The organism is Trinickia camelliae (genome assembly GCF_053525655.1).
Genome location: NZ_JBCHAA010000010.1, coordinates 148,248 through 172,376, shown reverse-complemented (window position 1 = coordinate 172,376; position 24,129 = coordinate 148,248). Strand labels below are relative to the sequence as shown.

The following is a 24,129-nucleotide window of genomic DNA, read 5'->3' as shown; positions in this document are numbered from 1 at the left end:
GGCGCAAAAGCGCCGCCGCTTCAGCTCGCCTTAGCTAGCAACCGCCGGCGCGCTCGTCTCACGCATGAAACGAAACACGCGCTCGATATCCTCGCCCAACGGCCGGTCGTCGCGATACGTCGCGACGACTTCGCGCAAACGACGCCACAGGCCGCCGGTATAGCGCGCCCGCGCCGGCCCCGACGATTGCAAGTCGCACGCTTGGCTCGCGGCCATCCATTCGATCGCAACGATGCGCGCACTGTTGTCGAGCAGCTCCAGCGCTTTCAACGCCGCCGGCGTCGCGTGACACAAGTGATCTTCCTGCAAGCCCGACGTGACGCCGCCGTCGAGACTCGCCGGGGCCGCAAGCCGCCGGTTCTGCGCGACGAGCGACGCCGCCGTGTACTGCGCGATCATGAATCCCGAGCACGTGCCGCTTTGCTGCGCCAGGAACGCGGGCATGCCGCTGACGAGCGGGTTGACCAGGCGATCGACGCGGCGCTCCGCCATCGCCGCGACTTGTGCGATCGCCACGGCGAGGCTGTCCATCGCGAGCGCGATCGACGCGCCCACAGCATGCGCCTGCGAATGGACGCGCGGCGCATCCGGCGTGCCGCTCACGATCGGGTTGTCGGTCACGGCGGCCAGCTCGCGATCGACGACGTCCGCCGTGGTGGCGAGCACGTCGCGCGCCGCGCCGTGCACGTGCGGAATCGTGCGCAGGCTGAGCGCATCCTGCGTGCGCGCTCCGACGGCGGCGGCCAGCACGCCGCTGTCGGCGAGCATCGCGTGCAGGCGCGCGCCCACTGCGTTGAGCCCAGGCGATGCGCGCAGCGCGAGCGCGTTCGGGTCGAACGCGGCAAGCTGGCCGCGCAGATCCTCGAAGCTCATCGCCGCCACCGCATCGGCCCAATCGAGCAGCCGTTCGGCACGGGCGAGCGCGAGCACGGCGAGCCCCGTCACGCAAGGCGTGCCGTTGACGAGCGAGAGCCCCTCCTTCGCTTGCAGCACGAGCGGTTCGAGCCCGAGCCGCCGCAGCGCTTCCGCGCCAGTAAGACGTTCGCCGCGATAGTGCGCGTACCCCGCGCCGACGCAAACGAGCGCGATATGGGCCATGTGCGACAAGTAGCCGACTGAGCCATGCGCCGGCACTTCCGGCAAGCAATCGGCGTTCAGCAGCGCGAGGAGCCGCTCGACGATGTCGAGCCGCACGCCCGAATAGCCATGCGCGTAGTTATTGATCGCCGCCGCGATGATCGCGCGGGTTTCGGCCGCGCCAAGCGGCGCGCCGACGCCGACCGCGTGGCTCATCAGAATGTTGTGCGAGAGCGCGCTTTGCTGGCTCGGTCCGATGATGACGTCGCACAGCGCGCCGACGCCGGTATTGACGCCATAGGCGCGTATCCCGCGCTCGACAATGGTGTCGACCAGCGCGCGCGCCGCCGCGATGCGCGCGCGCGTTTCCGCCGAAAGCTCCAGCGCTTCGCCACCGGCCACAGCGGCCAGCTCACGCCAATTGAGGGGACGCTCGGATCGAATCACGGTCATGTTTGCGTCAGCCTCAGTTCGCCGTACGGTGATGGTGACTGGAAACGAACTGCTTGAAACGCTCCGAGCGCAGTTCGCCGAACACTTCGTCGGGCGTGCCGTCCGCCTCGACCTGCCCTTGATGCAGGAACATCACGCGGTTCGACACGTGGCGCGCAAAACCCATCTCATGCGTGACGACGAGCATCGTGCGCCCCTCTTCCGCGAGCGAGCGCATCACGCGCAGCACTTCGCCGACGAGCTCGGGATCGAGCGCCGAAGTCGGCTCGTCGAACAGCATGACCTTCGGATGCATCGCCAACGCGCGCGCGATCGCGACGCGCTGCTGCTGGCCGCCCGACAAATGCGCCGGATAGTGCCCGCGCTTTTCCGCGAGGCCGACTTTCGCGAGCAGCGCCTCCGCTTCCTCGACCGCTTCGGCACGGCTTCTCTTCAGCACGCGAATCGGGCCTTCGATCAGATTCTCGAGCACGGTCATATGCGACCACAAATTGAAGTTCTGAAACACCATGCCCAATTGCGAGCGGATGCGGTCGACCTGCTTGCGGTCAGCCGCTTGCAAGTGCCCGTCCTTGCGGCGCTTCATCTGCATCGTCTCGCCCGCGAGCGACACCGTGCCGTCGTCGGGCGTCTCCAGCAGATTCAGGCAGCGCAGAAACGTGCTCTTGCCCGAGCCGCTCGCGCCGAGAATCGAAATCACGTCGCCTTCGTGCGCGTCGAGCGAAATGCCCTTCAGCACGTGCACATCGCCGAACGACTTGTGAATGTTCTTCGCCGACAGCGCGACAGGTGTCGTTTGACTCATATCAGTCTCCATCCAGAATGAAGCGAATGCCGATGCGGCGTTCAATGCTTCCAGCTTGCGTTCAGGGTTCAGGATTCAGCCCGCGCTTCGGCAGCGGGCATCGCCGGCGTCTTGTCCTTCTGCGCGACGGGCGCCGCGCGCAGGTGCCTTGACAGCCGCCATTCGAGCAAGCCGAGCAGCCGCACGATCACGAAATTCAACAGCAGATAGATCAGCGCCGCGCAGATGAACACCTCGCTCGTCCGGTAGGTCTTTTGAATGATCTGCTGCGCGACGCCCGTCACTTCCCACACGGTGACGAGACTCGCGAGCGCCGTCGATTTGACGAGCAGCACCGCTTCGGTCGAATACGCGGGCAAGCACTGACGCAACGCAATCGGACCGATCACGCGGCGCAGCAGCGAAAACCCGGACATCCCGCACGCGTAGCCCGCTTCGATCTGGCCGACCGGCACCGCCATCAAGCCGCCGCGAATGATTTCCGCCGTATAGCCCGCGGTGCAAAGCGCGAGCGACAGCACCGCGCACATATAGGGATCGCGCAGCACCGGCCACACGAAGCTGTCGCGAATCACATGAAACTGCCCGAGCGCGTAGTAGACCAGAAACATCTGGATCAGCAGCGGCGAGCCGCGAAACACCAGGATGTAGGCGCGCGCAAAGCGATTCGGCAGCCAATGGGGCGAGACGCGCATCGTGACGATCACGAGCGACAGCAGGCCGCCGACCACGAGCGAGGCAAAGAACAGGCTCAGCGTCATCGGCACGGCCGCGAGCAGTTGCGAGAGCGTATCGGTCAGGAAGTCGATATCGAGGTGCATGGTGGTTCTCGTCTTCTCGTCAATTGCGCGCGAAATTGCGGCGGAAGGATCGGCCGACGTGCGCTTCCGCACGGTTGAAGATCCGGTTCGAGACGCTCGTCATCAGCAGATACAGCGCGCCGCCGACCACGAAGAACAGGAAGTAGTTGTGCGTCGAGCCGGCCGCGACCTGGCTCGTGCGCAGCAATTCCGCGAGACCGGTCACCGAGATCAGCGCCGAGTCCTTCAAGCTCAACTGCCAGACGTTGCCGATGCCCGGCAGCGCGAAACGCAGCACCTGCGGAATCAGAATGCGGCGCGCCATCGTGAGCGTGGGCATGCCCATCGCGCGCGCCGCTTCGAGCTCGCCTTTCGACACCGCCAGGACGGCCGCGCGATAGACCTCGGCCTGGTACGCGCCGGAAATCATGCCGACCGCGAACGCGCCGATCGCGAACGGCGGCACGCCGATGAAGCCGTCCGCGCCGAACCACTGTCCGATCGTCGTGACGAGCGTCGAGCCGCCGAAATAGAAGAGATAAATCACGAGCAGTTCGGGCACGCCGCGAAACACGGTCGTGTACAAGTCACCCACCACTCTCGCGCTTCGAAAACGCGACAGTTTCGCCGCCGCCACAAAAGCGCCGAACACGGCGCCGATCGCGAGCGCCGCAAGCGTCAGCACCACCGTCATCAGCGCGGCGAGCAGCAGCGCGCCGCCCCATCCTTCGGAACCGAAACCCAGTGTCTCGATCAGGTCCATGCTTCACCCGGTACGTTCATCCAATCCTGCCGACAGGCGGCGCTGGGCAAAGGCCAAGCGCCGCCGCGTTTCGACGCGCGGCGCGGGCCATGCCCGCCGCCGCGCGCGAGGCCTACGCTCAAGGCGTGACGTTGGTCTTGAACCACTTCTCCGACAGGCGCTTCACCGTGCCGTCTGCCAGCGCCTCGCTGATCGCCGTATCGAACTTCGCCTTCAGATCCGCATCCTGCTTGCGGAACGCGAGCCCTTCGCCCGGCCCCCAGATCGGGCCGCCGATCTGCGGACCGGCCAGCGTCACGCCCGCGTTCTCCTTCTTCGCGAGGTTGGCGGCGTAATACGTCACGTCGTCGAACGACGCGTCGATGCGGCCCGCGACGAGATCGAGATCGCGCTCAGGCGAGGTCTTGTAGACGCGGATCGTCGCGATGTCCTTGAAGCTGTCGTTGATGAATTGCGTGTAGACCGTGCCCGACTGGATGCCGATCGTCTTGCCCTTCAACTCCTTGCGCAACGCATCGACGGTCGGCTTGTCGGTCTTCGGGTCGCCGGTCAGCTTGAGGACCGCCGCAGTGGGGGACGCCTTAGGCAAGACCTTGGTATCGGTGACCGCGAAGGTGGCCGGAGTGGCCGCATAAGGACGCGAGAACGCGATGATCTTCTCGCGCTCGGGGGTGATGGAGATCGCGTCCATCAGCACGTCGAACTTGCCCGCTTGCAGACCGGGGATCATGCCGTCCCAATCCTGCGCGACGAGATTGCATTGCAGCTTGATGCGCGCGCACAGATTCGCGACCAACTCGGGCTCGAAGCCGCCGAGCTTGCCGCCGGGAAGCGTGAGGTTCCACGGCTCGTAGCTGCCTTCGAGCGCGATCGTCACCGACTTCCATTCCTTCGCCTGCACAGGCGCCGCGAGCGTCGCCGCCGCGCCGAGCACCGCCACCGCCAAAACCTTTGCCAACGTTGAGCGCTTGACCTTCACTTCGAATCTCCAATGGATTGAGTAAGAAACCGTGAACCACCCTCTGATCGGTCAAGCCATCGCCCGGCCAATTTGTATATACAACTCTGCAAGAAACAAAAAGCGCATGCAAGCGCTTTTGAGAAGGAATGCGGGAATCTTCGGGTAAGCCCTATGGGTAAGGCTCTGTGAGAGATGGGGAGCGATGCCGCGACATTCTCAATGAGCGAGAATTGCGCCGGGTTGGTGCATGTTGGCTAGACAAGATTGGTGCAACGGGGGGGACGAAAGCCGGCCTCATGCGCGGCGCGAACACCGGCATGAGGCGACTAAGGCGGGAAAAGTCAGCGGAATAAATCGGCGGGAAACGTCCCGCGCTATTGGGAAAGGTGCTCGGTGCAGCGAAGCGCGTCGGGTTTCGCGTTCTGCCCGGCTTGGGCGTCGAGCAGACGCAAATCCTTCATGGCAGGCGGCTCCGAGCGCAGGCCGATCGCGTTGAGCAGGCGATAGAGCGTCGCGCGCGACACCCCGAGCTCGGCGGCCGCGCCTGACAAGCTGTAGGCGTGCCGCGTCAGCGCTTGCTGAATGGCGATGCGCTCGGCCTCGTTGCGAACCTCCGCGAGCGTGCGGCCGGTGCTGTGCGGCGCGTCCGGCAAGCCCAGATCCGCGGCGGTGATGAAACGCCCTTCGGCCATCACGACCGCGCGGCGCACGCAATTGATCAGCTCGCGGACATTGCCGGGCCAGTCGTAATTGAACATCGCCGTGACGGCATCGCTCGAAAACCCGCGGAATTTGCGCGGACCGTCTTGCTTGTACATGGCGAGCGCGTGCTCGGCGAGCAGCTTGATGTCGCTGCCGCGCTCGCGCAGCGGCGGCTCCGCCAGCCTCAAGACGCACAAGCGGTGATACAAGTCCGCGCGAAACCGCCCCTCGGCGACCGCCTCTTCGAGATTGACGTGAGTCGCCGAAATGACGCGCACGTCAACCCGCACCGTGCCCTCGCCGCCCAGGCGCTCGATCGTCCCTTCCTGGAGAAAGCGCAGCAGCACCGCCTGGCATTCGTGCGGCATGTCGCCGATCTCGTCGAGAAACAGCGTGCCTTCCGCGGCGGCTTCGATGCGGCCGATCTTTTTCTGCAGCGCGCCCGTGAACGCGCCCCGCTCGTGGCCGAACAGCTCGGATTGCAGCAGCGTCGGCGGAATGGCCGCGCAATTGATCGCCACATAAGCCTTGCGGCCGCGCGACGAGCGATTGTGGATCGCCCGCGCCGTCAATTCCTTGCCCGTTCCCGATTCGCCGGAGATGAACACGGGCGCGTTGTTGCGCGCGCACTTGTCGATGCCGCGATACAGCAGCTGCATCGGTTCGCTCTGGCCGATCATTTCATGGCGGCCCAATTCGGACTCGGGCGCCGCCATCGTTTCGCGCAGCACCGACAGCCCATGCGCGTGGCCCAGCGCGAACAGCAGGCGCTCGTCGAGGCACGGCAGCGTGACGAAGTCGAAGCAGTAGTCGAGGATGAAGCGGCGCGTCAGCACGTCTTCCGCCTGCCCCGGCCAAACCTGGGCGATCCAGGTCGCGTCGCTGCGCGCGATGCACGCCTCGAACTTCGACAGCGCCTGCGCCGTGCATTCCTTCGGCAATTCGATCAGCCCGACTTTGATCGCGCCGCGCTCGAGCAATTTCTCGGCTTGCTGCGTCGTTTTCGCGTGCACCACGTGCCAGCCCACCGACGCGAGCGCATCGATGGTGTCTTGATCGGGTTTCGGCGAGATGCAAAGGACAGTGCGCTCAGCACACGGCTGAATCAAGGCGGTATTCATGTTGCCCCCGGTTTCGATGCCGAACCCTAAGCCCATGGCCTCGTGGCGCATGCTTGGAACCGCATCGGTTTCTTGCTGACTTGACTAGATGGAACGATGGCCGATCGCTGCAGTGCCGCCCCTTAAGGCCGCGTCTGCGAACTGCGCCAGCCGCTTTTGCTTCGGCATCCTTGCTGCAGGTTGTGCGATTGCGCCAGAGGCGCCCCTAATTCGCGCTCAACATTTGTGGCATTTGTGCCGAACCAAATAGTCCGGTCGTACGTTTTTGTACTTTTCATTTTCCCCTTCCCCGTATTGAACAGTCGTACTGTGGCGACTTATTCCGATGCTACGCTCTAAATGGCGCATGAAATTGAACATAGTCCAATGTGTATCGAATTGCTATAGGAATTTGTATTGCAAACGATACAGAAGCGCCATTTTTTCAGCGTGTGCGGAAGACCACAGTACGGCCGTTCAATGCTCTCTCAGCTGTATTTCGGCTTTAATACGGCAATCGTTAATCCTGGTTTCCCCGGAGATTTTTTTATTTTTCGTCATTCCCCGTAATACGAATACACCTTAATTCACCCCCCCTTTTTCGCCGCGCGTTTCAAAACTGAAACAAATCGGGCGAAAAACCGCCGATTTGACCAAGGCCACTCGCATCGTCCTCCGGCGGGCAAGCGCTGGTGCGCTCCTTGCATGCATCGCATAGGCCCGGATTCAGACAAGCAAACAATAAGTCCGATCCGGCAATTCAGAGGCCACGGGGAGGTCGTCAATGAACACTCGTATGAGAGCGGCGCGTGCCGTTGCTTTTGCATGTCGAATCAGCCGAGGGCCTGGCAACCTGAAGCGCAGAAATCAAAAAGGCGTCGCCGCTGTCGAGTTCGCCATCGTTCTTCCACTTCTTTTGCTCATCCTGTTCGGTATCATCGAATTCAGCCTGATCATGTACGACAAGGTCGTCATTACGAATGCGAGCCGCGAAGGCGCGCGAGCCGGCGTTGTCATGCCGTTGAATACGACCCTGATGGCTGGGGCGCCCTCGTCCATCCAGACCCAAATCGGCACTGTCGTCGACAACTATTGCAGCAACTATCTGATCAGTTTCGGGAGCGCGACACCGTCCGTATCCGTCCCGTCCGGCGCGGGAGGGTCATTTGGGACGCCTCTCACGGTCACCGTGACGTACAAATTCACGGGTTTGCTGCTTGGCAAGATGCTCAGCCCGCTTACAGGTCCGCTGACGCTTACGGCGACAACGGTCATGAATAACGACTAGGAGACGATCATGACCCGCCGGAACCTGAAGTCGCCGAGCGTCGATCGAGCTCGTGCTTTGAGGCAGAGCCACAGGAAGCAGCGCGGCGCGGTATCAGTACTCGTCGCGCTCTCGCTTGTGATGCTGCTCAGCTTTGCAGCGCTGGGCATCGACTTGGGGTATGAATACGCGGTCCGCAACCAGCTCCAGAACGCCGCGGACGCGGCTGCCCTGGCCGGTGCGGCCTGTCTTCTGCCGCGCACCGAGTGCAGCAACACGACGAGCAGCGCGCCTGACTGGACCACATCCGTGAGTTGGGCGACCAACGGCGTTCCGTTGAATGCGGCCGCCGACGTCAAGTTGTCCACCGGCGTTGTGCAAGCCGGTTACTGGAACCAAACCGGATCGCCGGGTACGCTTGAATCGCAGTCCATAACACCGGGGTCGAACGATTATCCCGCGGTGGAGGTCACGATCAACAAGACGGGAACCACCAACGGCGGTCCGGTGGCGACGTACTTCGCCGATCTCTTCGGTATCAAATCTGTGCCAATTGCGGCACATGCCATTGCGGTGATGTCCGGCGGTGGAACCGTTACACCCGGTGGCCTCTTTCCGGTAGCGATCAACCAGTGCATGTATGCCGCGCTGACCGGCCTTTGGAATTCGGCCACCAATTCGCCGAAGTTGGCGACAAGCACGGCGCCGCTGGGCAACGGGCAGACACTGCCCCAGGTGGTCGGCCAGCCGTACCAGCTCCAGATCACATCGTCCTACCACGTCGGCACCACGTGTGAAGCCGGCCAGTGGACCACGTTCACGACAACCGCCAATGACGTGCCGACGGTGAATGGGCTAATCAACAACGGCAACACCACGGCACTGAGCATAGGACAAAGCACCTATATCCAGCCCGGCACGAAAACCAGCATCTACTCTACGGTCGACGCATGCAGCGCGAACGATGGCAACGGATCATGCGGGTATGCGCTCTTTCCCGTCGTGACGAACATCACCACCGGGCAATACGCGCCCGTTGTCGGCTTTGCTTGTCTCAAGATTGACTCGGCCGTCGGCGGGAGCGGGAAGTACATCGTGGTCCAGCTTTCCAACAAATTTTCGAATTGCCGGCCTGCGACTCTAACCGGGATTGGTCCGTCTTACGGTGGGACCACTCCGCCACTCTTGGTTCAATAGTGATAGCGGGCCGACGCCGGGTGAAGACTGAAACGCACTAAGCTCAGTCAACACCCGGCGCGGCCATCCAGCCGCGCTCCCGGCTACTCGTAGTTCGTCGTCGTCTTGGCGGAAAGCACCAGGCTCCCCGTGAGCGCGTTGATGATCCTCGCAACCGCAAGCCCGTTATAGGGATAGCTGACGGTCACGGTCAGCGGATCGCCCGACTTGGTTCCCGATGACCTGTCCACCGCGACCTTAACGGCGTCAGACGAACCGAACGTGATCAACTTGTCCGAAACGTAATTCTGCGCCACGCCCATGATCGCGACCGGGCTCATGTGCGCCGTCGCTTGAGCCGCGCCTAAGCGGGCCGCTTCTTCGCTCGCCTGTGCGATCACCTTCTGATCGTATACGCCGACACCTGCCTCGACGACACCGAACAGCACCAGTAAAAGCGCGGGAAAGACGACCGCCGTTTCGACGCCCGTGGAACCCGCTTGCCACCGCATTTTTTTATGGTCCATGTCTATCCCCGTACCAACCTGTTTTACCGACTTCGCCCGCAGGTAAACAAGCAACTATCGAACCATCGCGCGCCAAGCACGGCGGGGCTTGGGACGCCAGGACGGTCCGCTCGACGAGGGGGTCTAAAAGGGGCAAAGCGTATCAATCGTGAATCGCAAGATACGTCGGCCAACGTACGGACAGGTTGAAGCGCTCGCCCTGCCCGTCGAGGCATGGCGAGCCAGGAAGACGCGCGCGGTTTATCGGTAGGTCCAGAAACGATGCGCGGAGAACGTGAGCGGCGGCACGAGGCAGACCACCAAGGCGATTCCGCACCATGGGCTCGCCCCGGCGGACTGGGCAATCTGCGAGACCAGTCCAGTCACGATCACGCCCCCGATGGACACGACCGTGAATCGGAACAGGTTCTTGACGCCGATCGATGAAGAAAAGCTCCACTTCGTATTGAGCAAATACGACCAGAGGGTGGCCCACGTGAAAGCGACCGTGTTCGCGATGACCGGCGGGGCATCGGCCCGCGCAATGAGCACGTAAGCGACAGCGACATGCATGCCGGTGGCCAAAACCCCTGCAATACCGAAGCGCGCGAGCCGAACGCCGAAGCTCGGATCGTAGGTCAGATTCATCACTCGTCCGCTTTCAGCACCGTGAGCAGCGAGACGCCGAACGGAAACGTCCCGTGTGCGAGCCAGCAGTGTTCCGCGCTGAAGATCGTATAGAGCGCCGCATTCAGCGCCGGAGTCGGGATCGAATCACCGCTCGACCTCTCGCGCTTGAGCAGCTTGTCCACCAAGCGAGCAGCAACCGCAAGCGGAAACAGCAGCGTATTGAAGTAGGTGATGCTTTGGACTCGATACCCCGCCGATTGAGCACACGCCATCAACGACGTGCGGCTATAACGCCGGTAATGATGAAGAAACACGTCGTGCGCGCTCCATAGCCAACGGCAGGCCGGCACGGTCACGACGATCATGCCGCCCGGCGCCAGCAGCGAACGCATGCGCGCGAGCGACTCGGTATCGTCGGCGATGTGCTCCAGGCAGTCGAAGAAGCAGATCAGATCGAACTTCTCGTTGTCGAAAGGCAAATCGTCGGGACAGTGGCCTGCGCGAATGTCGAAGCGGCCGCCGCAATTCCGGATCGTCAAGGTGCGCGCCGTTTCATCCATTTCGAGCCCGCACACGCTGCCGAATTCGGCCAGCATTTCCATATTCCCGCCCGTGCCGGAGCCGACTTCCAGCACGCGTGCGCGGGGCGGCAAATGAAGCCGGCGCAGCGCCGAGCGCAGCACGTCGCGCCGGCCCTTGAACCACCAATGCTCGGATTCGGTCTCCGCCATCTCCAGATAAGCTTCGGGTGACATGTTGCTCTCCTGGCGGTGTCAGCGGGCGGCTGCGCGCACGCGCGGCGACCCGCGCCTGCGCACGAGCTCGAGCCGCGAGATATTGGATGCACGCGAATTGCTGCGCCCGACGGGCAACGTGCTGACCTTGCTTTTCGCTTGATAGCGGCGCCGCACGAGGTACACGGGGCGCTCTTTCGTCTCGTAGTAGATACGCCCGATGTACTCGCCCACCACGCCGATGCCGACCAATTGAATGCCGCCCATGAAAAGCAGCACCGAAAGCAGCGACGCGTAGCCAGGCACAGGATTGCCGAACAACAGGGTGCGGCCGACGATGAATCCGCCGTAAACGAAGGCAAGCGAGGCAATGCCCATGCCGATATAGGTCCAGCTGCGCAGCGGCACCGTACTGAAGCTCGTGATGCCTTCGAGCGCGAAATTCCATAGCCGCCATCCGGAGAATTTCGAATGACCGGCGCTGCGCGGCTCGCGCTGATATTCGACGATCACCGTCCGGTAACCGACCCACGCAAAGAGCCCCTTCATGAAGCGGCGGCGCTCCGGCAGGCTGCGCAATGCGTTGACAACCTGGCGGTCCATCAGCCGGAAATCGCCGACGTTTTCCGGCAGCTTGACTTCCGAAAGCGCGTTGTGGACGCGGTAGTAAAGCGCTGCGGCGGTGCGTTTCGCGAACGTGTCGCAGGCCCGGTTGGTCCGCTTGGCCGCCACCACTTCCGCCCCGGCCTGCCAGTGCTCGATCATCACCGGAATCAGGCTCGGCGGGTCCTGCAGGTCGGCGTCGATCGGAATGACGGCGTCGCCCGAGGCTTCGTCGAGGCCGGCCGTTAGTGCGGCTTCCTTGCCGAAGTTGCGCGTGAGGTCGACGACGCGGACGCGCGCATCGCGGGCGCTGGCGGCGATCAGCTTGTCGAGCGTGCCGTCCTTGCTGCCGTCGTTGATGCACACGATCTCGAAGCGGATCGATTCGATCGCTTCCATGACTGGCACGATCTCATCGAAGAATCGATCGACTGCCTCGTGCTCGTTGTAGAACGGCACCACCAATGAAACCAGTGGCGCGTAGGTCTGATCGGACATGATTCCCCCCTTGATCCGATTTCACACCGCATGCCCGCATCTATCGATGCGGGCGGCACAGCCCCTTTTTCGCGCTCGTCTGCGGCGCTTCTTATTTGCGGCTCATATATGAAGTCCAGCCTATGGCGGCGGACGCGACGGCGATGCCACCGAGCACGTCCACCAGGTAATGCCCGCCCTCGGTGGGCGTCGAAAGCACGATCAATCCGCTCGCCAGTGCGCAAGGCCAGAACCACGCTCCGGAACGGCGCATCGCCCAAGTGCATAGAACCGCCACCGCCGCATGGAACGACGGCATCGAAACGAGGTCCTGCAATTTCGTCAAATCGACGCGCAACAAGGCGTGATTGCGAAGCAGCTCAAAATCGGAGAACTGCGAGAGATCAACTCCCGGACCAGGCGGGTAGTAAGTCCACGCGCCCGCGGCGGGCGCCAGTGCCGTGACGAACAACGTCGCGAGGTACGCGGCGGTGACCGCGGTCGCGAACGCACGCAGCTCGTCGAGCCTGGCGCTGAATGCGAGAACGAAAACCACGGCGATCATCTGCGGCATCAGCAGCGCATTGGCGAAGTGCAGCGTCTCTGCCAGCGGCGAGTGGGCACGCACGAAACCGAACCACGCGGGCCAGTGGAAGCCCAGAGCCGCATCGGCCCGTGAATACCATGCGTCGGCAACCGGCGTTCCCGTACCGAGGATCAAATAGTTCAGGACGGCGGCCGCCTGGCTGAAGATCACCAGGTAGAGGACCGTGTCGAGCGCGGCGCAGATCCTCTGCTCCGGACGAACTCGCGAATACACGAAGCGCAATATCAGCAACGCTGCGCCCGCCACGCCAGTCCGAACGACGCCGGCCGGCGCGAGCTCGATATGCGCCACTTCGAGCGCGATGAAATCGGTACCCGCAAGGACTATGCACAGCCACCAATTTAACAGTCTGATTTGGTGTACTGATGACTCCATCGGGATCGCCGGATTCTTCATGACAATCCCTCAGTCGCCGAGTTCGCTTTGGAGGACGGGAGGCGCGCTGCGTTCGATCGCGATGCGCCGAACGAGCATCCAAAGGGTGGCCGCCGTGATCAACGGCATGAACTGAAGTGGCGCGTGGCGGACCAGCAGCACGCCGGCGAGCGGCATCACCCAAAGCAAGACGAGCCACTCGCGCTCACCCCGCATCCACCCGTTCTTCATCGCGTGCTTGACGTACCACGCGATGAGCACGCCGTACCACGCGAGATCGTAGTCATAGAGGTACGGGCTCACGAGCAGGCTCGCGCAGATCAGCGTGGCCGCGCGCAGCGAATAGGACGACTCGCGGCCCCATGCGAAGCACACCGCCCCCGCAGCGAACAGCGCGGATGCGGCCTGCAGGCCATAGGCAAGCGCCGACGGTTCGTGAGCGAACTTCGCCATGGCGAACAGCGTCGGCATGCGGGCCAGCGCCGCGCGGCCGGTTTCGACGTAGCCGGCCGCCATGCCCGCGTTGTGCAGAAACGCGCTGAGCGTTCCGACGCCGAACACGAACACGGCGATCGCCAACGTCGATATCGCGGTGATGGCGAATGCCCCGAACGCACGCCACGAACGCGAACACAGCAGCGCGAGCGGAAAGAGCACGGCAAGATGCGGCTTCATGCACAGCAAGCCGAAAATCACCCCGGCGGCGACCGGCCGGCGCCGCAGCAACACCAGCCCGGAGCCTGCAAGCGCAGCGGTCAAGAAAGCATTCTGCCCAACGATCGCGACCAGCGCCGCGCCGGGAAATGCCAGCGCGACGAGCAGTGTTTGCCGGCTCGGGACGATGGTGTAGATCGTCTTGACGAACACCCCGTACGTCGTCCCGATGAATAGCACCGCCGCCAGCTTATAGGGCAGCAAGGCAAGCGGATAAACGAACAGCAGGAACGTGGGCGGATAGAGCCACGCGAGGATGCCCCCTCCATCGTGCGGATACGAGATCGCGCTGGTTTCGACCGCAGTCAGCAGCTTCACGTTGTAGGCATCGACTGCGTGTCCGTGCAATGCCAAAAACGACGTGCTCCAGAACGGAAGGAAATCCATCGCGAGCGGCGGAAGCTCCCCTCGTTCCCAATACAGGGCTCGAAACAGATAGATCAAGACGAACATCGCGTAGCAAGCGAGCGTCACGATCGAATAGGTCCGCAAGCGCTCGCCATTGAGCCAATGCGGCCGGCGCGTCGCACACGCCGTGGGCGACTCGGCCAACAGCGGCGAGCGCGCCATCGCTGTGTCGCGCGTGGAGATCGAGCTCATAGCGTGTCTCCTGAAGCGGCCCGGGCGCGGCGCAAGATCAAGGACATCACGAGCAACAGAATGACCGGCCCCACCTGCGGGAAATTCATCACACGATTGAAGTACTCGTAGAGCGGCAGGATCCACGCAAGCGCGAGGATCGGCTGCTCACCGCGAAGCCATCCGCCGCCAAGCCCCAATGCCATCACGCACGCCAAGGCGACACCGAGCCATGTCAGCTCGTAGTGCCAGAGGTACGGATTGGCGATCAGCGTGGCAACCGCAAAAATCGCGACCCGCAAGCGCACGTCCTCTGTGTTCCGCCAGACCTGGCATGCGGCCGCGATCGCGAGTGCGGCGACGGCTGCCTGAGCGATGTAGGCGGGCAGCAGCGGAACGTCGTTGATACGCAGCGCCGCGAATAGCGTTGGCGAAGCGAACCAGAACAGTTCGCCATGCTCGAGGAGAAACTCGCGCCCTATGGTCGTGTTCACCAGAAACATATGCAGCGTGTCGGTTCCGCAAACCAGCACGCTGACTAGCGCGAACGCAGCCGCACTGATCGCCGCCACCGCCAGAACACGCCACGCCCTAACAGCGACCAATACGAACGGAAACAGCAGCGCCATTTGCGGCTTGATCGCGAGCGCGCCGATGCACAAGCCAGCCAACCATGGCTTCCGATCGATCCAGTACACGGCGAGCGCGGCGAGCGCCGCGGTCAGCAGCGCGTTTTGCCCCATCACCGCATCGACGAACACGCACGGCAACGCCGTCACGACGAGCGCGCCCACGCGTGCCCCGCGAACCCACTGAGCCAGCCCGGACACCCGAAGGACGCTATGCGTGAACAACGCCACGCTGCCGGCAACGAACAAGAAATAAGCGATCGGGAACGGCAGCAGCGCAAGCGGCGTCACGGCCAACAAGAACGTCGGCGGATAGAGCCACAGCATGTAGTTGCCGCTATTGAAAAAATCGAAAAGCGCGACCTCTGCCTTCGCGAATGCGAGGTGATCGTAGACCTGCCATGCCGCGCCGTGCAGCATCACATGCGATGCCGCCCAAAAGACCGAAAAATCGACACCTGGCCTTTTGACAGCCGCTTCGTGAAATCCGTGGCTCGTACTGGCCCAGGCAGCAAGAATGACGACGTAAAGAACGAGTGCGGCGCAGCTGTACGTCACCAGCCGCCCTCGCGTCAACCAGCCGTCCACGCGGCGTGCTTCACACCGCGTCCCCCGACGTAGCATTTCCATGATCCCCCGCCTTTTTTTAATCGCCGGACGTGCTCTAGTTGGTTGTCCGGTCATGCTCTTTTATTTCGATTCCTAACTTTCTGAACAGACGATAAAGCCGGTTCAGATGGCTCATTGTTGGAACAAAATAATTCGACTTTCAACCCCGCGTTTTCCTAGCTCGAGTCGAGCGAGCTCATCAAACCCTTCTCAAAACGCAAAATCGAGGCCTTTTCCGGCCAATGAGAGGGGTCGCGTTTCAGCTTTGAAACGTTTCGGGCGGGCAGGCCACTTGAAAGCCGCTCGAAATCGCGAATTCGAAGCCAAATTCGAGTACGGGAAAATCCCTAGACAATGCTGTACGCCCAATTGGCACAGGGTTCCGCGCCACGCTATTTATCTTCGGATATAGCGCGGGCTTTGTCGCAACAACGTTACAGTTTCGGCGGCAGGTGCCAGGCGGAATAAACCGGGCCTCCCCCCGAAACCCTGATATTTCCTGGTATTTGGGGCACCTGGCCCACCCTTTGCATAGCGAAAAGCGCGAAAGTCGACGACGTGACGACCGAGTGCGAAGCAAGCAACAGGACGAACAGAACCTGAATCGCAAACGGCGTCACCCGCGGGGAGGGTCCTTCGCATTCGCTGCAGAAAGCTTCGATCATGAGTCGACGCAAACGCGAATGCGATCCGGACAAACGGTAACTCGTCGACTGACTCGCACAGCTCCGGTTTCGACCGGGGGCTGAAAAATAAACGCTGCAAGCCGGGGGGCTTTTCAAATGAAGAACGACGTTAAGACGCGATGGACCACGCGTAACCGCGATGCGGGAATCTCGATTCCCGTCGTCTATCAATCGATCAGGCAAGGCCGGCCGCCGGTCTTCGCCCCCGGTCGCGCGGCTCCTGTAGCCGCCCTGCTCTCTCATCCCGATTTCTGCCTCGTGCCTGGCGCGTTCAATCGCCCGGACAGGTCGAGACGTTTCGAATAGCCAGAATTCTCTGGCTTGTTCCCGCAGTGCCCGTAGTTCGCCGCCAAAGCCAATGCCGGCCAAGGCCATACCCATAGTTATCCTAAGGAGATCAACATGCAATTCGCCCTCAACCAAGTAAAGCGTTTTGTCCGCGACGAAGACGGTGTGACCGCCATCGAATACGGCCTCATCGCCGCCCTCATTGCGATCGTCATTATCGCCTCAGTCAAGCTCGTCGGCACGAACCTCAATCTCGTGTTCAGCGACGTTGCGGCAAGCATTTAAGCGACGTGCCGACGGACGAGGCCGGTTCAGCGATTCGTCTGTCGGCGCCCTTTCAATACCGGCCGGGCCCTGCGCCCGCGAAGCGCCAAGGAGTTTGTCGTGACTACACATATTTTTTCGCGATATCACGCATTGCGGAATCGGGTCGCTGCAACGAAGGTTCCAGCGGCTATCGAAAAGGGACTGCGCTTCGCGCGCGACGAAGAAGGCGTGACTGCCATCGAATACGGACTCATCGCCGCTCTGATTGCGATCGTGATCATCGCTTCCGTGCAGCTCGTCGGCACGAACCTCAATCTCGTGTTCAGCGACATCGCAGCAAGTATTTAGACGGGCCTGGACGGATGAACGGGTGGTGCAGATTCATCCGTCGCCCGACGAATTGAATCGTATTGCGCCGCCTACTGCGCGCCGCAATCAAGATTGGAGAGTGGAGGCCGCCATGACAGCAGCGCGCGAGTTTGTGACCCGGTTCCTGCAGGACGAGCAAGGCGTGACCGCCATCGAGTACGCGCTGATCGCATCGCTCATCGTGCTCGTCATCATCGTGTCAGTCGGCCTTTTGGGCACTTCCGTCACCAATCTCTACAACCAAATAGAAACCCAGCTCGCCGCCGCCCTCGGCTGAGCACTCGACAAACCCAGCGAGGCACACCATGTGGACCACTGCAATGCCGCCGCAACCGATTCCGATGTGCGTGATCGCGCTCGTATCCATCTGCGCCAGCACGGACATCGTTAGCCGCCGCATCCCGAACGTCGTGATCGCCATCGGCTTGATCGCGTCGCTCGTGGTCCAGGCATGGCTTCACGGGCCGCTCGCCGGCGGCGCGAACTGGCTTGCCGGCGTGTCGACCGGGTTCGCGCTCCTGGTGCCGTTCTACCTCGTGCGCGGCATGGCGGCCGGCGACGTGAAGCTGCTCATGATGATCGGCACGTGGGTCGGCCCCGAGATGACGTTTCACATCGCGCTCGCGACCTTCCTCATCGGCGGCGCCTGGTCGCTCGTCGTCACGATGAGCCGCGGCCGCACGAGGCAGCTGCTCTGGAACCTCTGGTCACTGCTCAACAACACGACGCGTGCTGGGCGCAATGCAGGCGCGATGCGCTATGCGCCGGTCGCATCGGTCGGATCGCTTCCGTATGGCGTGGCCATCGCAGCAGGGACGCTGGGCATGCTGTTCGCAGCGGCAGCGTAGGAGAGAAACCATGAACGAGCACAACACCGAACCCGGCAGTTCCGCGCAAGTCACGCGACTGCCGGACCCGACGCCGTCGCGCAGTCATCACGCCGCAGCGTCGGCAGCGATGCCGCGCGTACCGCGCACGCTCGCCGACACCGGCTTGCCCGCCGTGTTCGTCGCCCGGCTCGTGGCCAAGTCCACGCTGCTGCACGGCAAGTCGAGCTTCCTCGATCTTTCCGAGCGGCACCGCTTGCCGGTGTCGGTGCTCGAAGACGTGCTGCAGTTCCTCGTGCGCGAGCATCTCGCCGAGATCACGCACCGCGGGGCGACCGACGTCGACGTGCACTTCCGTCTCACCGAAGCCGGCCGCGCGGTCGCGATCGACGAAATGTCGCGCTGCAGCTACAGCGGTCCCGCCCCCGTCGCGTTCGACACCTATGTCGAGACCGTGCACGCGCATTCGGTCCGCAAGCAGCGCATCACGCAAGCCGACGTGCGCGCCTCGTTTCAGGACGTACGCGTCGACCCCGCGTTGCTCGACGCCGCCGCCGCCTCACTCAATGCCGGACGCCCTCTGATGCTGCACGGCCCGGCAGGCAGCGGCAAGACGTATATCGCCGAGCGACTCGGGCGGCTCCTGCGCGGCGACGTGCCAATCCCCTACGCGCTCTACGTGGGCGGCGAAATCGTGCAACTGTACGACCCGCTGCTGCATTACGACGCGCAAGACCAAAGCCGCGGCTCCGCCATCGACAAGCGCTGGCGCATCTGCCGCCGCCCCGTCGTGATCTCGGGGGGCGAACTGACGCTCGACGGCCTCGACCTGCGCTTCGACAGCAACGCCGGCTTCTATCAGGCGCCGCCGCACATGAAGGCGAACATGGGCCTTTATATCGTCGACGATCTGGGCCGCCAGCGCGTCGAGCCGCGCGATCTGCTGAACCGCTGGATCATGCCGCTCGATCGGCACATCGATTTGTTCACGCTGCAATCCGGCTCGCGTTTTTCGGCTCCGTTCGACGTGTGGCCGGTCTTCTCCAGCAATCTCGAACCTGCCCAGCTCGGCGACGAAGCCTTCCTGCGCCGGCTCGGCTCGAAGCTGCACGTCGGACCGCTTGCGCTCGAGGACTACCGCGCCGTGTTCGATGCGTACTGCGCCAACCTTGGGTTGACGTGCACGCAAGCCGTATTCGACTACCTGCTGCACCACTTGCACATGACGAGCGGCAAGCCGTTCATGGCCTGCTACCCGCGCGATCTGCTCGATCTGGTGTGCGCGTCGCTGCACTACCGCGGCGCGGCGCTCGAAGTGACCGAAGACGGATTGCGCGACGCGTGGCACAGCTACTTCGGCATGACGACCGATCACGACGGACCTTATTCGCCCGCCACCGAGCGGCCCGGCAGAAAGCTCGCCGCAGGCTAAGCGGCCCGAGTTCCACGTTCCAGGAGGAGTTTCATCATGAAAAACAGTCGCGCTTTCTTCATGCTTGCGATCGCCATGCTGGCGGGTATCGCCGCCGTCGTGTTCGCATCGAAATGGCTGATACAGACCTCGTCTAGCGCCGTGACGCCCGTCGTGGTCGCCACGGGCGACATCAGTCTCGGCGAGCCGCTCAACGCCGGCGAGATCCACGTCATCAATTGGCCGTCCGGCAGCGTGCCTCCCGGCGCCTTCACCGATGTGAAAGCGCTCGACGGACGCGTGGTGCGCGCAAGCCTCGAGCGCGGCGAGCCGGTGCTCGAATCGAAACTCGCACCGCTCGGCACCAAAGGCGGACTCTCCGCGGTCATCGGCGAAGGCCACCGCGCGATCACGGTGCGCGTCAACGATGTGGTCGGCGTCGCGGGGTTCGCGCTGCCGGGCAACTACGTCGACGTGATCGTGAACACGCAAGAGCCGGGCAAGGGCGACGCGCAGCAAAACAGCATCTCGAAGACCGTGCTGGAAAAGATCCTCGTGCTCGCGGTCGCTCAGCAAGTCAATCGCGACGACACCGCGCCGAAGGTCGTCAACGCCGTCACGCTCGAAGTCACGCCCGAACAGGCGGAAAAGCTCGATCTCGCGCGCAGCGTCGGCACGCTCTCGCTCGTGCTGCGCAACCAGGTCGACAAGGACACGCTGAACACGGACGGCGCGACGAAGCAGACCCTGCTCGGTCAGCCTCCTGTACCGGCTTCGGCGCCAGCGCCGGCCAAGGTGCGCGTGCACTATGCCGCGCGTCCCGCGCCCAAGCGCGACTGCGTCGGCGTGCTCTCGGGAGTCGCCGGCAGCGTCGAGTGTTTTTAACCGATCACCGAGTCTGAGAAACCAGGACCAGCAGCGCGCCGCATCACGCGGGCAAATACCAAAAGTCACGATGCTTACGCATCGAGTAACGGGGGCATGACGAAATGAAAACGAAACTTGACTTCTCGATTCACCGCGTGCCGCGGCACCTCAAGCCGCGCAGTGTCGCACTGGCCGCCATGCTGTGTGCCGGAATGCTGGCAACGCAGCCAGGCGGCGCACAAGAAGCCGTCGAGGGCGGCGCGATCTCCAAGGGCATGGTCTCAGCGCCCATGCCGATGAACCGCGGCCCCATGCAGATGACCATCAGCATGGCCCCCGTGCCCGCCGGCGCAGCCGGCGCCGCGGCAGCAGCAGCGGCGGCCATGCCGCTGCGCGGCCCCGCCTGCACGGGCGCGGTCCGCGGCCAAAGCACCGTCGTGGTCCCGCTCGGCAAGTCGATGCTGGTGCCGGTCGACGAACCCGTGCGCAACCGCACGGTCGGCAACCCCGCCATCGCGCAAGCGACCATGGTGTCGCCGCAAACGCTCTATGTGGTCGGCGTCTCCGTCGGCTCGACCAACATGATCGTGCAGGGGCGCAGCGGCCAATGCCAGATCATCGACGTCGTCGTCAATGCCGATGCGGGCGGACTGCAGAACTCGCTCTCGCAGCTGCTCCCCAACGAACGCAATATCCGCGTCTCGACGGCCGGGGACAATCTCGTGCTCTCGGGCACCGTGTCGAATTCGCAGGCGGCGGCGCAAGCGCTCGAGATCGCGAAGGTCTACGGCAACCACGCCGCGGCCGCAGGCGGTGGGCAAGGCGGAGGGTCCGAAAAAGGCGGCGTGCTCAACATGCTCGCCGTCGACGCGCCCCAGCAGGTGATGCTCGAAGTGAAAGTCGCCGAAGTCGACAAGACGCTGATCAACCAGCTCGGCTCGGCGGTCAACATCCAAGGCGGCTTCGGCTCGTGGACCGGCGCTCTAGTGAGCAACCTCTTGTCGGGCGCAGCGAGCGCCCTGGCGTTAAGCAAGTCGAACAAGCTGCCGCTCCAGTTCGCCCTGGACGCGCAGAAAACCGACAACCTCACCAAGATCCTCGCCGAACCGAACCTCGTGACGGTCAGCGGTCAGGAGGCGTCGTTCCTCGCGGGCGGCGAGGTGTTCATTCCGGTGCCGCAGAGCAGCAGCACGGGCGCGACCTCGATCGTGCTGCAGGAAGAGGAATTCGGCGTCGCGCTCAAGTTCACGCCGACCGTGCTGGCCGGCGGACGCATCAACCTCAAAGTCGCGCCGGAGGTGTCGGAACTGTCGCCGACCGGCGTCACGCTGAGCTCGACCAACGTGAGCGGCGTCTCGATCCTGCCGCTCATCACGACGCGCCGCGCCTCGACCACCGTGCAGATGAACGACGGAGAGACCTTCGCGATCGGCGGCCTCATCAACAACAACGTGACCGGCGCGTTGAAGGCGTTCCCGGGCCTCGGCGAAGTGCCGGTGCTGGGCGCGCTCATGCGCGACACGAATTTCCAACAGGACCGCACGGAACTCGTCTTCATCATTACGCCGCACCTCGTGAAGCCGCTGCCGAACAATCAAGTGCCGCTGCCGACCGACAGCTTCACGCAGCCGAGCGAAGCGGACGTCTTGGCGACGGGCAACATGGAAGGCCGCGGCGCAGCCAAGGCCGTAGCGGCTCCCGCAGGCACTGCACCTTCGAGCTCGCAGATGCAGGCTCCCGCTCCGGCCAACACGCCAGTTCCGGCTCCGGCGCATAACGAGCCGGCCGATACGGCAGTTGCGCCGAAGGAACCCGCGCCCGCCGAAACGCGCCCCGTGGCGACCACGCTGCCCGTCACCGTGAAGCCGCTGGTTGATACGCAGAACACGGGTACGTCTGCATCTGGAGCGCCGGCGCGCAAGGCTCCGGCCGGCGTTCCGGCGGCCCCCGGAACGCCGGTCCCCGTCGCCGACGGCCAAGCCGCGCATATCGCCCGCATCGAAGCCGACGCCGCTCGCATCGCCGCTGCGCAAAACCAGCAGCCGCCTGCGAAAACGCACAAGCCCAGCCAAGTGGTCTCCAACTGACCAGCCGCCAAGGGGAATCTCATGAAATCGACCACTCTCATCTTCGCTCGCCGGGCCTTGCTCGTCGTGCCGCTCACCGCCGCGCTGGGCGGGTGCCTCTCAAGCTCGCCGATCTGGGACGCGCATTTCGGCGAAGCCGAACGCGCGGTCACGCAGGCGCAGATCATCGATCCGCATGCGGGCGAGCACAACCCGTCGACGCCGGGCCTCGACGGCAAGGCCGCCGCCTCCGCCATGGACGCCTACGAAAAGTCCTTCCAGGCTCCGGCGCCGGCCGCCAACCAGTTCGTCATTGGCATCAGCTCGGGCAGCAGCAGCGGTTCGAGCGGCGGATCGAGCGGGAATTGATGTCAACGTAGGCAGGAGGCGATCATGCGTCGAGTACCCCAAAGCAGTGCACGAAACGGTATGCGTCGCCGCGAGTTCGGCGGCGTGTCGATCCTCGTTGCGCTGTCGCTCGCGATGCTGATCGCCTTCGTCGGATTGGCGCTCGATCTCGGGAAACTTTATGTCGCCAAGAGCGAGCTGCAGAACAGCGCGGACGCCTGCGCGCTGTCCGCGGCTCGCGATTTGACCGGGGCCACCTCGCTGTCGATCGCCGAAGCCGACGGCATCGCGGCAGCGCACGCGAACCGGGTCTTCTTCGAGAGCACGGCAGTTTCGGCGACGACGGACAGCACGGTCACCTTCAGCGATTCGACGAGCGACGCGTTCGAAAGCAAAGACGCCCTCACCTACTCGCTTGCCAACGTCAAATACGTGCAGTGCTCGACGAAGTTGACAGGCATTGCCAACTGGCTGATTCAGCTCGTCGCCCAGGTGCCTGGCGTGAACAACGCCAATGCCGCGAACCTGAGCACGTCGTCGGTCTCCGCCTCCGCGGTCGCCACGCTCGGCGCTTCGCAAACCACCTGCGCGATTCCGGTGTTCGTCTGTCAGGCAGGCACCGAATCGAGCACCGCGCCCGCGAACGAGACCTACACCGTAGGCGAGTGGATCGCGTCGAAATCCGGCTCCACACCCAACTACGGCCCCGGCAACTTCGGCTGGGCGGCGCTCGACGGCAGCAACAGCGCGAGCACGATCGCCTCCGAGTTGACAGGGAATTACTGCAGCCTGCCCGCGACCGGCACAAGCCTCGGCTCGACCGGCAACAAGGTGGCGGATTCGGGCGCCTGGAACACCCGCTTCGGCATCTACGGGACGTCGTACAAGGACCCCACCTCCGGCACGCCCGATTACACCGGATTCGACTACAACACGACGACGTTTTCGGCCGGGGCCAACGCCTATAGCGACTTTGTCAGTAGACGCACGACCTTCGCGCCGTATCAGGGGGACAGCGCCACCGGCCAAAACACGAAGGGCACGGACACGGCGAGCTACTACTCGACCTATGGCGCGGATCGCCGCCTCGCGCTTGCGCCCGAGCTCAACTGCAACACGCTCGCGGCCGGCCATTCGGCGCCGGTGGTCAGGTGGGACTGCGTGTTGATGCTGGACCCCATGGATTCAGGCGGCGGCGCCGGCCCGGTCCATCTCGAGTACGAAGGCTCGTCGACCGATCCCTCGGTGCCGTGCGCCACGCACGGCATCCCGGGCAGCGGCAGCTCGCTCGGCCCGCAAGTGCCGATGCTCGTGGAATAGGGAATAGGAGATCGACGTGAACAACCCCCACGCTCACATTCGTTCGCTGCCCCCCGAGGGGGCGGATGCCTCCCTTGGGGCGGCCCGGCGGGAGGCATCATGAAAACCCGCCT

At 63.5% G+C, this 24,129-nt stretch carries 24 protein-coding genes; 11 read left to right on the top strand and 13 right to left on the bottom strand.

From position 1 onward, the window contains the following. Positions 1-30: 30 nt before the first annotated feature. The 6 genes from AAHK20_RS18185 to AAHK20_RS18160 all read right to left on the bottom strand — a co-directional run bounded on the left by AAHK20_RS18185 (position 31) and on the right by AAHK20_RS18160 (position 6,682). Positions 31-1,530, bottom strand: coding sequence for an HAL/PAL/TAL family ammonia-lyase (locus tag AAHK20_RS18185; protein WP_449182890.1), 1,500 nt, complete (start codon positions 1,528-1,530; stop codon positions 31-33). Positions 1,531-1,543: 13 nt separating this feature from the next. Further along, positions 1,544-2,335 carry an ABC transporter ATP-binding protein gene (locus tag AAHK20_RS18180; RefSeq protein ID WP_449182889.1) on the bottom strand — a complete coding sequence of 264 codons (792 nt, stop codon included), beginning with the start codon at positions 2,333-2,335 and terminating at the stop codon, positions 1,544-1,546. 68 nt (positions 2,336-2,403) lie between these two features. Further along, positions 2,404-3,156 (bottom strand): ABC transporter permease, encoded by a 753-nt coding sequence (locus AAHK20_RS18175; RefSeq protein WP_449182888.1) that lies wholly within the window; start codon positions 3,154-3,156, stop codon positions 2,404-2,406. Positions 3,157-3,175: 19 nt separating this feature from the next. Further along, positions 3,176-3,898 (bottom strand): ABC transporter permease, encoded by a 723-nt coding sequence (locus AAHK20_RS18170; protein ID WP_449182887.1) that lies wholly within the window; start codon positions 3,896-3,898, stop codon positions 3,176-3,178. A gap of 118 nt (positions 3,899-4,016) precedes the next feature. Next, positions 4,017-4,877: a transporter substrate-binding domain-containing protein gene (locus tag AAHK20_RS18165; RefSeq protein WP_449182886.1), complete on the bottom strand. Its 861-nt coding sequence runs from the start codon at positions 4,875-4,877 to the stop codon at positions 4,017-4,019. A gap of 356 nt (positions 4,878-5,233) precedes the next feature. After that, on the bottom strand, positions 5,234-6,682 hold the full coding sequence (locus tag AAHK20_RS18160; RefSeq protein ID WP_449182885.1) for a sigma-54 dependent transcriptional regulator: 1,449 nt from the start codon (positions 6,680-6,682) through the stop codon (positions 5,234-5,236). A gap of 763 nt (positions 6,683-7,445) precedes the next feature. Here AAHK20_RS18160 and AAHK20_RS18155 point away from each other — a divergent pair. After that, on the top strand, positions 7,446-7,949 hold the full coding sequence (locus AAHK20_RS18155; RefSeq protein WP_449182884.1) for a TadE/TadG family type IV pilus assembly protein: 504 nt from the start codon (positions 7,446-7,448) through the stop codon (positions 7,947-7,949). Positions 7,950-7,958: 9 nt separating this feature from the next. Beyond that, positions 7,959-9,125 (top strand): pilus assembly protein TadG-related protein, encoded by a 1,167-nt coding sequence (locus tag AAHK20_RS18150; RefSeq protein ID WP_449182883.1) that lies wholly within the window; start codon positions 7,959-7,961, stop codon positions 9,123-9,125. Between the two features lie 83 nt (positions 9,126-9,208). Here AAHK20_RS18150 and AAHK20_RS18145 read toward each other — a convergent pair whose 3' ends face one another. From AAHK20_RS18145 to AAHK20_RS18115, 7 genes are all read right to left on the bottom strand, one after another. Further along, entirely contained in the window at positions 9,209-9,631 is a 423-nt protein-coding gene (locus AAHK20_RS18145) for a TadE/TadG family type IV pilus assembly protein (RefSeq protein WP_449182882.1), read from the bottom strand. A 240-nt stretch (positions 9,632-9,871) separates the two neighbouring features. Next, on the bottom strand, positions 9,872-10,258 hold the full coding sequence (locus AAHK20_RS18140) for a GtrA family protein (RefSeq protein ID WP_449182881.1): 387 nt from the start codon (positions 10,256-10,258) through the stop codon (positions 9,872-9,874). Then, on the bottom strand, positions 10,258-10,995 hold the full coding sequence (locus tag AAHK20_RS18135) for a class I SAM-dependent methyltransferase (protein WP_449182880.1): 738 nt from the start codon (positions 10,993-10,995) through the stop codon (positions 10,258-10,260). Before AAHK20_RS18135 ends, AAHK20_RS18140 begins: the two co-directional genes overlap by 1 nt. A gap of 18 nt (positions 10,996-11,013) precedes the next feature. Next, entirely contained in the window at positions 11,014-12,075 is a 1,062-nt protein-coding gene (locus tag AAHK20_RS18130; RefSeq protein WP_449182879.1) for a glycosyltransferase, read from the bottom strand. 91 nt (positions 12,076-12,166) lie between these two features. Continuing rightward, positions 12,167-13,057 carry a phosphatase PAP2 family protein gene (locus AAHK20_RS18125; protein WP_449182878.1) on the bottom strand — a complete coding sequence of 297 codons (891 nt, stop codon included), beginning with the start codon at positions 13,055-13,057 and terminating at the stop codon, positions 12,167-12,169. 9 nt (positions 13,058-13,066) lie between these two features. Further along, complete coding sequence (locus AAHK20_RS18120) at positions 13,067-14,350, bottom strand: glycosyltransferase family 87 protein (protein WP_449182877.1); 1,284 nt, start codon at positions 14,348-14,350, stop codon at positions 13,067-13,069. Next, entirely contained in the window at positions 14,347-15,588 is a 1,242-nt protein-coding gene (locus tag AAHK20_RS18115) for a glycosyltransferase family 87 protein (RefSeq protein ID WP_449182876.1), read from the bottom strand. Before AAHK20_RS18115 ends, AAHK20_RS18120 begins: the two co-directional genes overlap by 4 nt. Positions 15,589-16,655: 1,067 nt before the next feature. Here AAHK20_RS18115 and AAHK20_RS18110 point away from each other — a divergent pair. The 9 genes from AAHK20_RS18110 (at position 16,656) to AAHK20_RS18070 (ending at position 24,016) form a co-directional block, all read left to right on the top strand. Continuing rightward, positions 16,656-16,826, top strand: a complete 171-nt coding sequence (locus AAHK20_RS18110; RefSeq protein WP_449182875.1) for a Flp family type IVb pilin — start codon at positions 16,656-16,658, stop codon at positions 16,824-16,826. Positions 16,827-16,997: 171 nt separating this feature from the next. Then, positions 16,998-17,156, top strand: coding sequence for a Flp family type IVb pilin (locus AAHK20_RS18105; RefSeq protein ID WP_449182980.1), 159 nt, complete (start codon positions 16,998-17,000; stop codon positions 17,154-17,156). Positions 17,157-17,178: 22 nt separating this feature from the next. After that, positions 17,179-17,454: a Flp family type IVb pilin gene (locus AAHK20_RS18100; RefSeq protein WP_449182874.1), complete on the top strand. Its 276-nt coding sequence runs from the start codon at positions 17,179-17,181 to the stop codon at positions 17,452-17,454. A gap of 28 nt (positions 17,455-17,482) precedes the next feature. Further along, a complete protein-coding gene (locus AAHK20_RS18095) occupies positions 17,483-18,025 on the top strand; it encodes an A24 family peptidase (protein ID WP_449182873.1) in 543 nt (180 codons plus the stop codon). Between the two features lie 10 nt (positions 18,026-18,035). Further along, positions 18,036-19,436, top strand: a complete 1,401-nt coding sequence (locus AAHK20_RS18090) for an ATP-binding protein (protein WP_449182872.1) — start codon at positions 18,036-18,038, stop codon at positions 19,434-19,436. 36 nt (positions 19,437-19,472) lie between these two features. After that, on the top strand, positions 19,473-20,300 hold the full coding sequence (gene cpaB / locus AAHK20_RS18085; protein ID WP_449182871.1) for a Flp pilus assembly protein CpaB: 828 nt from the start codon (positions 19,473-19,475) through the stop codon (positions 20,298-20,300). A 104-nt stretch (positions 20,301-20,404) separates the two neighbouring features. Continuing rightward, complete coding sequence (locus AAHK20_RS18080) at positions 20,405-22,369, top strand: type II and III secretion system protein family protein (RefSeq protein ID WP_449182870.1); 1,965 nt, start codon at positions 20,405-20,407, stop codon at positions 22,367-22,369. Between the two features lie 21 nt (positions 22,370-22,390). After that, positions 22,391-22,717, top strand: coding sequence for a hypothetical protein (locus AAHK20_RS18075; RefSeq protein ID WP_449182869.1), 327 nt, complete (start codon positions 22,391-22,393; stop codon positions 22,715-22,717). 24 nt (positions 22,718-22,741) lie between these two features. Further along, positions 22,742-24,016 carry a pilus assembly protein TadG-related protein gene (locus AAHK20_RS18070; protein WP_449182868.1) on the top strand — a complete coding sequence of 425 codons (1,275 nt, stop codon included), beginning with the start codon at positions 22,742-22,744 and terminating at the stop codon, positions 24,014-24,016. Positions 24,017-24,129 lie beyond the last annotated feature (113 nt).

What these genes read in the sequence shown, in the direction of transcription:
- AAHK20_RS18150 (WP_449182883.1), top strand. Translation starts at nt 7,959, where the DNA reads ATGACCCGCCGGAACCTGAAGTCGCCGAGCGTCGATCGAGCTCGTGCT.
- AAHK20_RS18140 (WP_449182881.1), bottom strand. Translation starts at nt 10,258, where the DNA reads ATGAATCTGACCTACGATCCGAGCTTCGGCGTTCGGCTCGCGCGCTTC.
- AAHK20_RS18090 (WP_449182872.1), top strand. Translation starts at nt 18,036, where the DNA reads ATGAACGAGCACAACACCGAACCCGGCAGTTCCGCGCAAGTCACGCGA.
- AAHK20_RS18125 (WP_449182878.1), bottom strand. Translation starts at nt 13,057, where the DNA reads ATGAAGAATCCGGCGATCCCGATGGAGTCATCAGTACACCAAATCAGA.
- AAHK20_RS18170 (WP_449182887.1), bottom strand. Translation starts at nt 3,898, where the DNA reads ATGGACCTGATCGAGACACTGGGTTTCGGTTCCGAAGGATGGGGCGGC.
- AAHK20_RS18185 (WP_449182890.1), bottom strand. Translation starts at nt 1,530, where the DNA reads ATGACCGTGATTCGATCCGAGCGTCCCCTCAATTGGCGTGAGCTGGCC.
- AAHK20_RS18110 (WP_449182875.1), top strand. Translation starts at nt 16,656, where the DNA reads ATGCAATTCGCCCTCAACCAAGTAAAGCGTTTTGTCCGCGACGAAGAC.
- AAHK20_RS18155 (WP_449182884.1), top strand. Translation starts at nt 7,446, where the DNA reads ATGAACACTCGTATGAGAGCGGCGCGTGCCGTTGCTTTTGCATGTCGA.
- AAHK20_RS18095 (WP_449182873.1), top strand. Translation starts at nt 17,483, where the DNA reads ATGTGGACCACTGCAATGCCGCCGCAACCGATTCCGATGTGCGTGATC.
- AAHK20_RS18120 (WP_449182877.1), bottom strand. Translation starts at nt 14,350, where the DNA reads ATGAGCTCGATCTCCACGCGCGACACAGCGATGGCGCGCTCGCCGCTG.
- cpaB (WP_449182871.1), top strand. Translation starts at nt 19,473, where the DNA reads ATGAAAAACAGTCGCGCTTTCTTCATGCTTGCGATCGCCATGCTGGCG.
- AAHK20_RS18080 (WP_449182870.1), top strand. Translation starts at nt 20,405, where the DNA reads ATGAAAACGAAACTTGACTTCTCGATTCACCGCGTGCCGCGGCACCTC.
- AAHK20_RS18130 (WP_449182879.1), bottom strand. Translation starts at nt 12,075, where the DNA reads ATGTCCGATCAGACCTACGCGCCACTGGTTTCATTGGTGGTGCCGTTC.
- AAHK20_RS18075 (WP_449182869.1), top strand. Translation starts at nt 22,391, where the DNA reads ATGAAATCGACCACTCTCATCTTCGCTCGCCGGGCCTTGCTCGTCGTG.
- AAHK20_RS18180 (WP_449182889.1), bottom strand. Translation starts at nt 2,335, where the DNA reads ATGAGTCAAACGACACCTGTCGCGCTGTCGGCGAAGAACATTCACAAG.
- AAHK20_RS18145 (WP_449182882.1), bottom strand. Translation starts at nt 9,631, where the DNA reads ATGGACCATAAAAAAATGCGGTGGCAAGCGGGTTCCACGGGCGTCGAA.
- AAHK20_RS18135 (WP_449182880.1), bottom strand. Translation starts at nt 10,995, where the DNA reads ATGTCACCCGAAGCTTATCTGGAGATGGCGGAGACCGAATCCGAGCAT.
- AAHK20_RS18070 (WP_449182868.1), top strand. Translation starts at nt 22,742, where the DNA reads ATGCGTCGAGTACCCCAAAGCAGTGCACGAAACGGTATGCGTCGCCGC.
- AAHK20_RS18160 (WP_449182885.1), bottom strand. Translation starts at nt 6,682, where the DNA reads ATGAATACCGCCTTGATTCAGCCGTGTGCTGAGCGCACTGTCCTTTGC.
- AAHK20_RS18175 (WP_449182888.1), bottom strand. Translation starts at nt 3,156, where the DNA reads ATGCACCTCGATATCGACTTCCTGACCGATACGCTCTCGCAACTGCTC.
- AAHK20_RS18115 (WP_449182876.1), bottom strand. Translation starts at nt 15,588, where the DNA reads ATGGAAATGCTACGTCGGGGGACGCGGTGTGAAGCACGCCGCGTGGAC.